This window comes from Tuberibacillus sp. Marseille-P3662 (assembly GCF_900178005.1).
Taxonomy (GTDB): domain Bacteria; phylum Bacillota; class Bacilli; order Bacillales; family Sporolactobacillaceae; genus Marseille-P3662.
Genome location: NZ_FXBS01000006.1, coordinates 1,241,113 through 1,253,976, shown reverse-complemented (window position 1 = coordinate 1,253,976; position 12,864 = coordinate 1,241,113). Strand labels below are relative to the sequence as shown.

The window sequence follows — 12,864 nt, the reverse complement described above, 5'->3', positions numbered from 1 at the left end:
TCAGCTATGAGCTTTATAAAAAAATTAAAAGAGAAAATGACGTCACAGAAAAATAGTGTCACTGAAAAATTCAAAGGGGGGTTAGCCAAAACACGACATTCGGTAGCGGACAAAATGAACAATTTAATGGCCCGTTACCGGAAAGTGGATGAAGAATTCTTTGAAGAACTAGAAGAAATCTTGATTTCCGCGGATGTTGGCATGCAAACCGTGATGGATCTTGTTGAAAAACTTAAAGATGAAGCGAGGAAACGTAATATAAAAGAAACCGCTGAGTTAAAAGATGTAATCATTGAAGTGCTCGCCGATATGCTAGAAAAATCTGATCAGGAAACTGAAATGATAATGAATCACAATGGTATGACTGTCATTCTTGTTGTCGGCGTTAATGGTGTTGGTAAAACAACGACGATTGGCAAGCTCGCGCATCAATTTAAACAAGACGGCCAGAATGTGGTGCTCGCTGCTGGTGATACGTTTCGTGCCGGGGCCATTGAACAATTGGAGGCCTGGGGGGAACGTGCTAGCGTTGATGTGATCAAACATCAGGAGGGATCAGACCCAGCTGCTGTGGTTTATGATGCGGTTCAAGCCGCAAAGTCGCGTGGTGCTGATGTCTTGATTTGTGATACAGCCGGACGACTGCAGAACAAAGTCAATCTCATGAAAGAATTAGAAAAGGTTAAACGTGTGATTACAAGGGAAGTTCCAGATGCTCCCCATGAAGTGTTGCTTGTATTGGATGCAACAACGGGACAGAATGCCCTTAGTCAAGCGAAGACCTTTAAGGAAGCGACGGATGTCAGCGGCATTGTATTAACCAAACTTGATGGGACAGCTAAAGGCGGGATTGTTCTAGCAATTAGACATGAACTGGATCTGCCGGTCAAATTTGTGGGGTTAGGTGAAGGTATCGACGATCTGCAACATTTTGATGCCGATAGTTTTGTTTACGGTTTGTTTTCTGATTTGTTTAGTGAAGAGACAGAAGTCGAAGACACGCATGAATAAAACTGTTAAGAAAAAAACTTGACACACTTATAAAAACAAGTTATTATAATCAATGTGTAAAGTGAATAAGCTTTACAAGGTGATGCGAATATGTTAGAAAAGACCATGCGGGTCAATGCTTTGTACGACTTTTATCAATCATTGTTAACCCCCAAACAACAACGTTATATGAATTTATATTACATTGATGATTACTCACTTGGCGAGATAGCTGAGACTTTCGATGTAAGCCGTCAAGCTGTCTATGATAACCTGCGGCGCACAGAAGCCATGCTTGAAGATTTTGAGGTAAAGCTCGCTCTTTACAATAAATACATGGAGCGAACGAAAATCATCGGGGAACTGCGAACCATACTGTCGCAGGAAGATCATGTGAGGTCCACGGCCATTCAGCACAAAATCGCTGAATTGGAGAATCTTGATTAGGAGGCGGCAGAATGGCATTTGAAAACTTATCTGACCGGCTTCAAGCAACGATAAAAAAGATACGCGGCAAAGGCAAGGTGACGGAAGACGACGTCAAAGAAATGACGCGTGAAGTCCGGCTCGCTTTACTCGAAGCCGATGTTAATTTTAAGGTTGTTAAAGACTTTATCAAACGGGTTAAAGAGCGGGCTGTCGGTCAAGATGTTCTTGATAGTTTAACACCGGGTCAACAAGTCATTAAAGTTGTTCAGGAAGAATTGACGACGTTGATGGGCGGTGAGCAGAATAAACTTCAGTTTGCTTCCAAACCACCGACAGTGATTATGTTAGCCGGTTTGCAAGGGGCCGGTAAGACAACCACTGTCGGGAAATTAGCGAACTATGTTCGAAAAGAATTTAACAAAAACCCGTTGCTTGTTGCTGCCGACGTCTACCGTCCAGCCGCCATCAACCAATTGCAAACCCTTGGCAAACAATTAGATATGCCGGTGTTCTCACTCGGCGAAGACGCTGATCCTGTACAGATTGCCCAACAAGCGGTTGATAAGGCCAAGGAAGATCACCATGATGTTGTGTTCATTGATACCGCAGGACGTCTTCATATCGATGAAGAGCTGATGGATGAATTATCAAATATCAAGGACACCGTTCAACCTGATGAAACATTATTGGTTGTTGATGCGATGACAGGGCAGGATGCGGTAAACGTCGCCGAAAGCTTTGATAGCCGCTTGGATTTATCAGGTGTAATGATGACTAAGTTGGACGGCGATACCCGTGGCGGGGCCGCTTTATCTGTAAAAGCTGTTACCGGGACACCGATTAAGTTTGCTGGTCTGGGTGAGAAACTTGATGCTATAGAGGCATTCCATCCTGAACGGATGGCATCGCGGATTCTTGGTATGGGAGACGTTCTATCCCTTATTGAAAAAGCTGAGCAGAATGTTGATGAACAAAAAGCCAAGGAAATGGAACAGAAAATGCGTGATCAAAGCTTTACGTTTGATGATTTCTTGGATCAGCTTGGCCAAGTTCGCAATATGGGTCCGCTTGAAGATTTACTTGGTATGATGCCGGGTGCCAACAAGATGAAAGGGATGAAAAACCTCAATGTTGATGAAAGTCAGTTAACCAGCATTGAGGCGATTATCCAATCGATGACAAGGGAAGAGAAAGAAACCCCGGATGTCATTAACGCTAGCCGTAAACGCCGGATTGCTAAGGGGAGCGGTACAAGCGTTCAAGATGTTAATAAATTGCTTAAGCAATTTAAAGAAATGAAGAAAATGATGAAACAAATGATGGGAACGGGGAAAGGCAAAAAGAAAGGCAAGAACCCGTTTAACCTCCCATTTTAGCTAGATAAGAATCGAGATTAGTAAAAATATCAATGATTTCAGGAAGGTGAATGAATAATGGCAGTAAAAATTCGTTTGAAACGCATGGGAGCTAAAAAACGCCCATTCTATCGTGTGGTTGTCGCTGATTCCAAATCACCACGTGACGGCCGCATCATTGAACAACTTGGCACATATAATCCAGTGGTTGAACCAGCCGAAGTTAATCTGGATCAAGACAAAGCTTTAGACTGGATGTTGAAAGGGGCTAAGCCTTCTGACACAGTCCGCAATTTGTTTTCCAATGAAGGCTTGATGGAAAAATTGCATAACGCCAAGCAAAAGAAGTAGGTTGATGGTTGATGGATGAGCTTATCAAAACCGTTGTCGAACCTTTTGTTGATCACCCCGATGACATCCATGTCACCCAAGAGCGGCATGACGGCGGAACCATTGATTATGTATTGACGGTTCATAAGGATGATATGGGAAAAGTTATTGGAAAACACGGCCGAATTGCCACGGCTGTTCGGACCGTTGTCCAAGCAGCAGGAGCAGCTCATCAAAAAAATGTGAATGTCGCTATACGGGAGTAGGGGGAGCGTGGGCTCTCCCTACTTTTGTTTTCATTTTGACAAATGATAAGTTTCAGAAGAGGTTGTGATGGTATGAAACAAGAGTGGTTTCACGTCGGTAAAATCGTCAATATGCATGGTCTCCGTGGTGAAGTCCGTGTTATGAGTTCAACAGACTTTGAAGACAAGCGGTTTGCCGAAGATGCTGTTCTATATATTGGCAAGGATGACACAAACAAGACACCCGTTACGGTATCTGGTCACAGGATTCATAAACAATTTCATTTACTTACTTTTGCTGGGTATGAATCGATTGAAGATGTGGAGTGGATGAAAGGGCAATTGTTGTTTGTTTCAAAAGAACAGTTAGAACCATTAGGGGATAATGAATTCTATTATCATGAAATTATCGGCTGTGATGTATATAGTGAAGCGGGTGACTATATCGGCCGCGTCAATGAAATCCTTTCTCCCGGTGCGAATGATGTCTGGGTTGTAGGTCGGAACGGGGAAGATGTCTTAATCCCTTACATAGAAGATGTGGTCAAAGCGATTGATGTCAGTAATAATACGATTAAGATTCACTTACTAGATGGGTTGATGGATGATGAAGATTGATATTCTATCCCTATTTCCGGAGATGTTTACCGGAGTGCTCAGTGCTTCGATGATGCATCAAGCTGCTGACCGCGGTATTGTAGATTTTGCTGTGACAAATTTTCGCGATTACACGGAAAATAAGCATAACCGCGTGGATGATTATCCGTATGGTGGCGGAGCAGGCATGGTATTGACACCGCAGCCGATTTTCGATGCTGTTGATGCCGTTACTGAATCTGCTGAACAGCAACCGAGGGTGATTTTATTAACACCTCAAGGCCGTCCCTATCAACAAGCCGACGCTGAAGCCCTGTCTAAGGAGGATCACTTGATATTTATTTGCGGTCATTATGAAGGTTATGATGAACGTATTCGTGATCATTTGATTACTGATGAAATATCCATTGGTGATTATGTTCTGACAGGTGGTGAACTTGGAGCCATGGTGGTCATCGATAGTGTGGTACGCTTGCTTCCCGGTGTTTTAGGTAATGAAACATCAGCTGTCTCTGATTCGTTTTCAAATGGTTTGCTGGAACATCCACAATATACCCGTCCAGCAAACTTTCGTGGTTTTGAAGTGCCTGAGGTGCTTAGATCGGGCAATCATGCCAAAATTGATGAATGGCGTTACCGGCAGTCAATCAAAAGAACTTACGAACGACGTCCGGAGCTGCTTAATAAACTATCGCTGGATGAACAAGCTAAGGATTGGTTAGAAGCATTGAAATCAAACGACTGATTCTCTATTGCAGCTAACGAGAGAATATGATAATATAATCGTTGTGGCAAATGCCATTCACTACGGTGTTCCGCTGCGATAGATAAAGTCGTATGAACATTTGTGCGGAAGGAGGGGCATTTATGCAAGAGTTAATTCGTGAAGTGACGCAAGAACAATTGAAATCTGACGTACCTGAATTTCGAGCTGGTGACGTTGTGAAAGTTCACGTCAAAGTTGTTGAAGGCACGCGTGAGCGTATTCAGGTATTTGAAGGATTTGTACTTAAGCGCCGTGGTACAGGTATCAGCGCAACATTCACTGTGCGTAAAATTTCTTTTGGTGTCGGTATTGAGCGAACATTCCCTGTTCACTCACCAAAAATCGACAAAATTGAAGTTGTTCGCCACGGAAAAGTACGTCGCGCCAAACTTTATTATATGCGTGATCGCATCGGTAAAGCCGCTCGCATTAAAAGTCGTTAATGGTGATAAAAGAAGCTTGTTCGCAAGCTTCTTTTTTTCACTTAAAGAAAGTATAAATGGAACTAAGGCTTGGCGGTAAGCCAAGTTTTCTTTATACAATGAGATACATGGAGGCTCTGTCCATGGCGGATTTTGGAAAGAAAACCTGGGGAATGATCAAGCCGGTTATTATTGCAATTATTTTAGCGGCTCTTATAAGACAATTCTTATTCACACATATTATGGTTGATGGTCGTTCTATGATGCCAACGCTTCATGATAACGATCATTTGATTGTTAACCGGCTTGAGACAACATTCGGTGACCTGGAGCGTTTTGATATTGTTGTGTTTCATGCGACTGAAGAATCAGATTATATTAAGCGTGTTATCGGATTGCCTGGGGAAACGATACAATATAAGAATGGACAACTCATCGTAGATGGTAAAAAGATTGAAGAGCCTTTTCTGCAAAAATATAAGCAGAAAACAAACGGTCCCCTTACATATGATTTTAAAACCAAAGTTCCTGAAGGGAAAGTGTTTGTTCTAGGTGATAACAGGCGCAATAGTACGGACAGTCGCATTATTGGTTCTGTAGATTTGGACAAAATTGTCGGTGAAGCCAATCTTTTATTTTGGCCAGTCCCTCATTTTGAATTCTTTAAGTAGGTGATAGTCATGACCATTCAATGGTATCCAGGACATATGGCAAAAGCCCAACGTCTAATGAAGGAAAAGTTAAAATTGATTGATGTCATCATTGAGCTGGTGGATGCGCGAATTCCACTTGCCTCCCGCAATCCAATGGTCGATGATATCGCTGGGCAAAAACCTCGCTTTGTTTTGTTAAATAAAAAAGATATGGCTGATGAAAATGTGACGAGTGAATGGCAGAAGTATTTTGCTGATCAAGGTGCCACGACATTGGCGGTCAATTCGCAGAATGGAAATGGGGTCAAACAAATTCCGGATGCTGTTCATCGTTTAAATCAAGCTCGTAAGACCAAGATGGAAAGTAAGGGTTATCAGTCTAGAGCCGATCGAGCTTTGATTTTAGGGATCCCCAATGTCGGTAAGTCGACGTTAATTAACCGGCTGGCTAACAAAAAAAAAGCTAGAATCGGTGACCGACCAGGTGTTACCAAAGGCCAGCAATGGATTAAAGTCGGTAAAACGATGGAACTTTTGGATACACCCGGTATTCTTTGGCCAAAGTTTGCGGATGAATCCGTCGGTTTTAAGTTAGCTGCAACGGGAGCAATTAAGGATGAATTGATCGATTTTCAGGAAACGGCGGTATTTTTATTGAAAGTTTTAATCACCCATTATCCTGATGCTTTAAAATCTCGCTACAATTTAGATGAGTCTTTTGATGAGGAAGCGATTGTCTCCTTGTTTGATACCATCGGCCAAAAGCGCGGCTGTATCATGGCAGGGGGTAGGGTTGATTATGACAAAACGTCAGAAATCATCCTGCGAGACTACCGAAGTGGCAAACTAGGGGCATTATCATTGGAAACCCCCGAAGCTTTCAGCACGCAAACATAAGTTGCGTGCTTTTCTACGTGTCAGACGTTAAACACTTAATAAGATTTGTCGATAAATGAAGTAAAGGTGACTTAGTTAATGGAGAAGATGACGATTAAAGAAATTAAAACGTTCTTAGACAGACGAGCCACGTTAACAGAGAGCGAATGGGCCATGTTAAGGGCGGATCATCGTAAAGGTGTGCAGGAGCTTGTAGGACGTATGGAACGCGCCCATGAGAAGCAGCAGGAAGCGTTGAAGCGGTGGCATGATCTGAATCAGTATGAACACGCGCTACGTGATCGAGGAATCCGACGGATCGCTGGCATTGATGAAGTCGGCCGCGGACCGTTGGCTGGCCCTGTGGTGGCTTGTGCTGTGATCTTGCCAGCAGATGACCAGTTACTTGGCGTGAACGATTCGAAAACATTAAGCCGTGACCAGCGTCAGAGCATGGTCGGACAAATAAAAGATACAGCCGAAGCGATTGGCATCGGTGTGGCGACACCGGAAGATATTGATCGCGTGAATATTTATCAAGCCTCAAAAATGGCCATGGTTCGGGCTGTCGAACAATTATCGCCCGCTCCGGATCATTTGCTCGTTGATGCTATGGACATTCCTCTGTCAATAGCACAGACGTCCATCATCAAAGGTGATGCCAAGAGTATTTCCATTGCCGCTGCTTCAATTATTGCTAAAGAAACCCGTGATGAAATGATGATCAATCTAGGTAAACAATATCCAGACTATGGTTTTGAAGACCATATGGGGTATCCGACCAAGCAGCACATGGAAGCGCTCGACCAACTTGGACCGATACCAGACCATCGCCGCTCGTTTCGCCCTGTTCGTGAACGCTTGAAAGGATGAGTAAATTTGCAGCCTATGTCGAGCATTCATACCTTTAAATCCATTGGTCAGCCGACGTTCATTGGCGGCCAGTTTATTAAAGGTCAAATTGCAAAAATCTATCCCCATCAGCAAGTTGATATTTTATTAAACGGTCGGACTGTTCATGCCAAGGTACAGACACCGATTCAGTTACACGCCTCATACATATTTCAAGTCATGAATACCCACGCCCGGGTTGAATTGAAGATCATTCAAAAGTTGTCATCAGCTACTGAACAAGACACTTTGCCAACATCCTTATACAACCAATTAGATGTCAAAAAGAATGCCTTGTCCAAGCAGGTGATCCATTTCTTTCTCGAGTCGCGGCTGCCTTTAACGAGCCAACGTTTGCAAAATGTGTTGTCGCTCTTGCAAACTAGCGATGATGTTGAAGCCGATTTAAATGCAATCAAACCATTACTGCGACAAAACTACCCGTTATCCGCAGGTATCCTAAAGGCCTTACGTTCCGCACAGGAGGGTCGGTTGGCTGATATATTCAATCAATTGAATCGTCATTTACCGCACGAATCATTGCAAAGCCTTTGGAGCCATTGGCCGGCACTTGAGACCAAGACACGTTTCTCTCTAAAATTACTTTTAGAACAGCTTGGCTACTTTGATGAAGCCTTGCTGAAACAACGTCAAGGTAATCAAGAGCTCCCTTTAAGTATCAAACAAATGATGCTTAAATGGCGTCAGGATCCTCATCTATCATCTTATGTAAAAGAACAAGCTGAGACCCTGATTAACCGATTGAATGGTTGGCAGATGACCGGTTTATCCCAGAGGGAGCAAGACCTTTTCCAGTGGCTGACTCATTTCCCAATTTGGTGGCAGCATATGTTTAAAGATGTCACGATGTTTTGGCAGGGAAGGAAAACGCAAGCGGGAACTTTGGATGGCGATCATTGTAAGGTGGTCTTTCATCTTCAATTAGATCATTTGAATGATGTCACGGTATTGTTACAGAGTCAAAATCGTTATTTATCATTATCCTTATATAATGATGCTGTCGATTTTAGTGAACGATTGGACCATTGGAAGCCGGTTTTATCTCGTATTTTACAAAAATATGATTACCAATTGTCATCGGTCAAACAGATAAAAGCATCGGCTGTACAAAAGAAAGACGAACTATTAACGCCCAGTCAAGATTGGATGGATAGGCACATATGACGGCTGACAATTATTATAAGAAACGAGCGGTGGCGCTCACCTACGACCAACTGAAGGATCAGGCACCGAAAATCAAAGCGCATGGCGATCAAGAGTGGGCCGATAAAATCATTGCGATTGCAAAGGCCAATCATATTCCAATACAGGAAGATCGCACGCTTGTTGAGTTGCTCAGTGAATTGGAAGTGAATGAAATGATTCCTTCTGAATTATATGAAGCGGTTGCCGAAATTTTTGCGTTCATCTATAAGCTCGATAAGGACTTTACGGATTCGACTTAGGCGCACTAGTTAACTATGTATGCCCCCTTTGCATCCTTAGTGTAACAAATCATGAATATTGATGTTACTATCATTTTTAATAGGATCATTTTTCTATTTAAAGGAATTAAAGGAACGATTTGATAAGGCTTTCAAAAATTAATCATTAAGAAACATCCGAAATGGTGGACAAATTTGATTGGGATTATATACAATAAAAAGGTAACGCCATTACGGAACCATTGATAGGAGGTAACAATAGTGAATATCCATGAGTATCAAGGCAAGGACTTGCTAAGATCATATGGCGTCGCCGTCCCAAACGGCAAAGTGGCTTTTACTGTTGATGAAGCTGTTGAAGCCGCACAAACATTAGGTACTGATGTGACGGTTGTCAAAGCACAGATTCATGCTGGGGGTCGCGGCAAAGCCGGTGGTGTCAAACTGGCAAAGACACTTGACGACGTCCGTACATATGCTGATGAAATTTTAGGAAAAACTTTGGTGACCCACCAAACAGGGGATGAAGGTAAGGAAGTTAAGCGCTTACTGATTGAAGAAGGCAGCGATATCCTAAGCGAATATTATATCGGGTTTGTTGTCGATCGAACCACATCTCAGATCGTTATGATGGGTTCAGAGGAAGGCGGTACAGAAATTGAAGAAGTGGCCGCTAATACTCCAGAAAAGATTTTCAAGGAATATATTGATCCGACCGTCGGATTAATGCCGTTCCAAGCAAGACGTTTAGCATTTAACATAAACATTCCTTCCAAATTGGTTGGTAAGGCTGTCAAGTTTATGGTTGGGCTATATAATGTTTTTGTCGAAAAAGATTGTTCTGTTGCTGAAATTAATCCGCTCGTCACAACTGGTGACAATCAGGTTATGGCACTGGATGCCAAATTGAACTTCGATGATAATGCTTTATATCGTCATAAAGAAACGTCAGAGCTTCGTGATTTAGATGAAGAGGATGACAAAGAAATCGAAGCATCCAATTACGATCTTAACTACACGGCTCTTGATGGCAATATCGGCATGATGGTTAACGGTGCCGGACTTGCGATGGCAACGATGGACATTATTAAGCATTATGGCGGCGACCCGGCCAATTTCCTTGATGTTGGCGGCGGCGCTTCTGCGGAAAAAGTTACGGCTGCCTTTAAAATCATTTTATCGGATCCTAATGTCAAAGGGATTGTTGTTAATATCTTTGGCGGTATTATGAAATGTGATGATATTGCTAACGGGATCATTGAAGCTACAAAGCAAGTTGGACTCGAACTACCACTTGTTGTTCGTCTTGAAGGTACCAATGTTGAACAAGGTAAACAAATCCTTGAAGCTTCCGGCTTAAATATCACGGCAGCTGAATCAATGGCTGATGCAGCTGAAAAAATTGTCTCACTAGTTTAAAGGAAAGGTGGACGAATAAAGTGAGTATCTATATTAATCAAGATACAAAAGTCCTTGTACAAGGGATTACTGGCGGACAAGGTCTCTTCCATACTCAACAATCGCTTGAATATGGTACAAATATTGTCGCTGGTGTAACGCCAGGTAAAGGCGGTACGGAAGTTGAAGGCGTACCTGTCTTTAACACTGTTGAGGAAGCGGTCCAAGCCACCGGAGCTAATGCTTCTGTTATTTATGTTCCGCCGGCTTTTGCGGCTGACGCGATCATGGAATCGGTAGATGCTGCTATTGAAATGGTTATTACTATTACAGAGCATATTCCTGTTCAGGATATGATCAAAGTTAAAAAGTATATGGAAGGCACCAACACACGGTTGATTGGTCCGAACTGTCCAGGTGTGATCACACCGGACGAATGTAAAATCGGTATTATGCCCGGTTATATTCATGCCAAAGGACACGTCGGCATCGTATCCCGTTCTGGTACATTAACCTATGAAGCTGTGCATCAATTAACTCAATCTAATATCGGACAGTCTACGGCTGTCGGTATTGGCGGTGACCCGGTCAACGGTACAAACTTTATTGATGTGCTTAAAGCTTTCAACGAAGATGATGACACCCATGCTGTCATTATGATCGGTGAAATCGGCGGTTCGGCCGAAGAAGAAGCTGCCAAGTGGATTAATGAAAATATGGACAAGCCTGTTGTTGGCTTTATTGGCGGTCAAACGGCACCTCCAGGAAAACGTATGGGCCACGCTGGTGCAATCGTTTCCGGTGGACAAGGAACGGCGGATGCTAAGATTCAAACATTAAATGACAATGGTGTTCAAGTCGCAGAAACACCAGCCGTTATCGGTGAAACATTAATTTCTGTTCTCAAAGAGAAGGATTTATATGAAAAGTGTCTAATTAAATAAGTAGGCTATTAAAAAAGCTCCCTAATTAAAGGGAGCTTTTTTATCAATGCCTGTTTTCTAAAAAATTGTTGCTTTTGCACAAAATCTATAAAATGCGAAGTAAGTGCTATATTGATTTCCGTTACGGGCAAAGCTTTCCGCGGGCAATGCTTAAGCCTCCTCGGAAGAAGACCACTTCCTGCGGGGTCTTCAGCTGTTGCTAGGCAAAATCAATGTTATAAAATTGTTAAGAGCAATACCAGCGGAGGACATACACGGAAACTCCTGCGGGACTAGTGGCTAAAGTGAGACCCCGCAGGGCGAAGGATGATCAGCTAAATGCGTCACGTCCTGTGACAACGCTGATCCTACCCACATCAATCCACCCCAAAAAGCAAAAATTGCTTTTCGGGGACCCCGGGTGTGGGCATGAGGAGGATAACGGGGCACTCAGCGAGCGCGCAGTGTATTTCCGGAGCGGCACATGACGACGCATTTTGATTCAACCATAAGGTTAAAAGCAACAAAATTTACGAAAACAGCCTTTATCAAAAAACTGTGTTTCATCGACACATCCAAAGGGGGCTGCATGGTGGACAACAGGAGTAAACTCATTCACGTCCATCATTGTCAGGGGATTGGCTGGCGCGGCATTGACAAACTTATGACACATCAGGAGGCGCTGGATCGGCTCTATGATTTATCCGTTGACGATTTTGTTGAGATCATGAGAACGCCAAGACAAAAGGTTGAAACATTCTATCACTCCTTACATACCCTACCTATTGAACGATTGCTTCGCACGTATCAAGAAACAGGCATTCACGTGTTAACCATTGGTGATGCTGATTATCCTAATGAGTTAAAAGAAATCTATGACCCGCCTTGGGTCTTATACACACAAGGCGATGTATCCTTGTTACAGGCGGCAAAAAAACTCAGCGTGGTTGGGACCAGACGCCCAAGTCAGGCTGGCGTGAAAAGTATGGATAAAATTTTGAATCCCCTTGTTAATGAGGGGTTTGTGCTTGTCAGCGGCATGGCTGTTGGGATTGATGCACGGGCCCATCAAATAGGGTTGACAAACGGAACGATTGCTGTACTAGGCTCGGGTTTTGACCATCCATACCCGAAACAAAATCAAGGATTGTTTCGCTTGTTATGTGATCATCATCTTGTCATCAGTGAATATCCTCCCAGTACGAAACCGGCACGATGGCGTTTTCCCGAACGCAATCGGATCATCAGCGGTTTATCTGCAGGAACTTTGGTTGTCGAAGCGAAAGAGCGAAGCGGCTCATTAATAACGGCTGACCAGGCCTTAGAACAGGGCCGTGATGTGTTTGCTGTACCAGGGACAATACTGACAGATGATGCTCTGGGAACCAATCGTTTGATTCAACAAGGCGCAAAATTAGTTACGAGCAGCCAAGATATTATGAATGAACGCCATTTTTTTGGAATAAGCTAGTCGAAAACATCTAGAAGTAGTCGTATGATATAGGCATTGTTTGACAAACGACGATACAGTATTTAATATAAGT

The 12,864-nt window shown here is 43.1% G+C and carries 16 protein-coding genes; all 16 read left to right on the top strand.

Annotated elements, in window-relative coordinates; all coding sequences use genetic code 11:
* The first annotated feature begins 6 nt into the window (after positions 1 to 6).
* The 16 genes from ftsY to dprA all read left to right on the top strand — a co-directional run bounded on the left by ftsY (position 7) and on the right by dprA (position 12,791).
* Positions 7 to 1,011 carry a signal recognition particle-docking protein FtsY gene (gene ftsY / locus B9Y89_RS14980; RefSeq protein WP_085524003.1) on the top strand — a complete coding sequence of 335 codons (1,005 nt, stop codon included), beginning with the start codon at positions 7 to 9 and terminating at the stop codon, positions 1,009 to 1,011.
* Positions 1,012 to 1,101: 90 nt separating this feature from the next.
* Positions 1,102 to 1,437, top strand: a complete 336-nt coding sequence (locus B9Y89_RS14975; protein ID WP_085524002.1) for a putative DNA-binding protein — start codon at positions 1,102 to 1,104, stop codon at positions 1,435 to 1,437.
* Between the two features lie 11 nt (positions 1,438 to 1,448).
* On the top strand, positions 1,449 to 2,795 hold the full coding sequence (gene ffh, locus B9Y89_RS14970) for a signal recognition particle protein (RefSeq protein WP_085524001.1): 1,347 nt from the start codon (positions 1,449 to 1,451) through the stop codon (positions 2,793 to 2,795).
* 57 nt (positions 2,796 to 2,852) lie between these two features.
* Positions 2,853 to 3,125, top strand: coding sequence for a 30S ribosomal protein S16 (gene rpsP, locus B9Y89_RS14965; protein WP_085524000.1), 273 nt, complete (start codon positions 2,853 to 2,855; stop codon positions 3,123 to 3,125).
* Positions 3,126 to 3,136: 11 nt separating this feature from the next.
* Positions 3,137 to 3,370: a KH domain-containing protein gene (locus B9Y89_RS14960; protein WP_085523999.1), complete on the top strand. Its 234-nt coding sequence runs from the start codon at positions 3,137 to 3,139 to the stop codon at positions 3,368 to 3,370.
* Positions 3,371 to 3,442: 72 nt separating this feature from the next.
* The gene (rimM, locus tag B9Y89_RS14955) at positions 3,443 to 3,967 is read left to right on the top strand and encodes a ribosome maturation factor RimM (protein WP_085523998.1); all 525 of its coding nucleotides are present in this window, start codon (positions 3,443 to 3,445) and stop codon (positions 3,965 to 3,967) included.
* Positions 3,957 to 4,691, top strand: a complete 735-nt coding sequence (gene trmD, locus B9Y89_RS14950) for a tRNA (guanosine(37)-N1)-methyltransferase TrmD (RefSeq protein ID WP_085524759.1) — start codon at positions 3,957 to 3,959, stop codon at positions 4,689 to 4,691. Before rimM ends, trmD begins: the two co-directional genes overlap by 11 nt.
* A gap of 122 nt (positions 4,692 to 4,813) precedes the next feature.
* Positions 4,814 to 5,155, top strand: coding sequence for a 50S ribosomal protein L19 (gene rplS, locus B9Y89_RS14945; protein WP_085523997.1), 342 nt, complete (start codon positions 4,814 to 4,816; stop codon positions 5,153 to 5,155).
* 122 nt (positions 5,156 to 5,277) lie between these two features.
* Positions 5,278 to 5,805 (top strand): signal peptidase I, encoded by a 528-nt coding sequence (gene lepB / locus B9Y89_RS14940; protein ID WP_085523996.1) that lies wholly within the window; start codon positions 5,278 to 5,280, stop codon positions 5,803 to 5,805.
* Between the two features lie 9 nt (positions 5,806 to 5,814).
* Positions 5,815 to 6,684, top strand: coding sequence for a ribosome biogenesis GTPase YlqF (gene ylqF, locus B9Y89_RS14935; RefSeq protein ID WP_085523995.1), 870 nt, complete (start codon positions 5,815 to 5,817; stop codon positions 6,682 to 6,684).
* 78 nt (positions 6,685 to 6,762) lie between these two features.
* On the top strand, positions 6,763 to 7,536 hold the full coding sequence (locus B9Y89_RS14930; protein ID WP_085523994.1) for a ribonuclease HII: 774 nt from the start codon (positions 6,763 to 6,765) through the stop codon (positions 7,534 to 7,536).
* A 6-nt stretch (positions 7,537 to 7,542) separates the two neighbouring features.
* Entirely contained in the window at positions 7,543 to 8,739 is a 1,197-nt protein-coding gene (locus tag B9Y89_RS14925; RefSeq protein WP_085523993.1) for a hypothetical protein, read from the top strand.
* Positions 8,736 to 9,020, top strand: a complete 285-nt coding sequence (locus B9Y89_RS14920; RefSeq protein WP_085523992.1) for an EscU/YscU/HrcU family type III secretion system export apparatus switch protein — start codon at positions 8,736 to 8,738, stop codon at positions 9,018 to 9,020. The genes B9Y89_RS14925 and B9Y89_RS14920 overlap by 4 nt, the downstream gene beginning before the upstream one ends.
* Positions 9,021 to 9,260: 240 nt before the next feature.
* Complete coding sequence (gene sucC / locus B9Y89_RS14915) at positions 9,261 to 10,418, top strand: ADP-forming succinate--CoA ligase subunit beta (RefSeq protein ID WP_085523991.1); 1,158 nt, start codon at positions 9,261 to 9,263, stop codon at positions 10,416 to 10,418.
* A 20-nt stretch (positions 10,419 to 10,438) separates the two neighbouring features.
* Positions 10,439 to 11,341, top strand: coding sequence for a succinate--CoA ligase subunit alpha (gene sucD / locus B9Y89_RS14910; RefSeq protein WP_085523990.1), 903 nt, complete (start codon positions 10,439 to 10,441; stop codon positions 11,339 to 11,341).
* 568 nt (positions 11,342 to 11,909) lie between these two features.
* Positions 11,910 to 12,791: a DNA-processing protein DprA gene (gene dprA, locus B9Y89_RS14905; protein ID WP_085524758.1), complete on the top strand. Its 882-nt coding sequence runs from the start codon at positions 11,910 to 11,912 to the stop codon at positions 12,789 to 12,791.
* Positions 12,792 to 12,864: the final 73 nt, after the last annotated feature.

Coding starts and splice junctions, on each gene's coding strand:
- ftsY (WP_085524003.1), top strand. CDS start 7: ATGAGCTTTATAAAAAAATTAAAAGAGAAAATGACGTCACAGAAAAAT.
- B9Y89_RS14975 (WP_085524002.1), top strand. CDS start 1,102: ATGTTAGAAAAGACCATGCGGGTCAATGCTTTGTACGACTTTTATCAA.
- ffh (WP_085524001.1), top strand. CDS start 1,449: ATGGCATTTGAAAACTTATCTGACCGGCTTCAAGCAACGATAAAAAAG.
- rpsP (WP_085524000.1), top strand. CDS start 2,853: ATGGCAGTAAAAATTCGTTTGAAACGCATGGGAGCTAAAAAACGCCCA.
- B9Y89_RS14960 (WP_085523999.1), top strand. CDS start 3,137: ATGGATGAGCTTATCAAAACCGTTGTCGAACCTTTTGTTGATCACCCC.
- rimM (WP_085523998.1), top strand. CDS start 3,443: ATGAAACAAGAGTGGTTTCACGTCGGTAAAATCGTCAATATGCATGGT.
- trmD (WP_085524759.1), top strand. CDS start 3,957: ATGAAGATTGATATTCTATCCCTATTTCCGGAGATGTTTACCGGAGTG.
- rplS (WP_085523997.1), top strand. CDS start 4,814: ATGCAAGAGTTAATTCGTGAAGTGACGCAAGAACAATTGAAATCTGAC.
- lepB (WP_085523996.1), top strand. CDS start 5,278: ATGGCGGATTTTGGAAAGAAAACCTGGGGAATGATCAAGCCGGTTATT.
- ylqF (WP_085523995.1), top strand. CDS start 5,815: ATGACCATTCAATGGTATCCAGGACATATGGCAAAAGCCCAACGTCTA.
- B9Y89_RS14930 (WP_085523994.1), top strand. CDS start 6,763: ATGGAGAAGATGACGATTAAAGAAATTAAAACGTTCTTAGACAGACGA.
- B9Y89_RS14920 (WP_085523992.1), top strand. CDS start 8,736: ATGACGGCTGACAATTATTATAAGAAACGAGCGGTGGCGCTCACCTAC.
- dprA (WP_085524758.1), top strand. CDS start 11,910: ATGGTGGACAACAGGAGTAAACTCATTCACGTCCATCATTGTCAGGGG.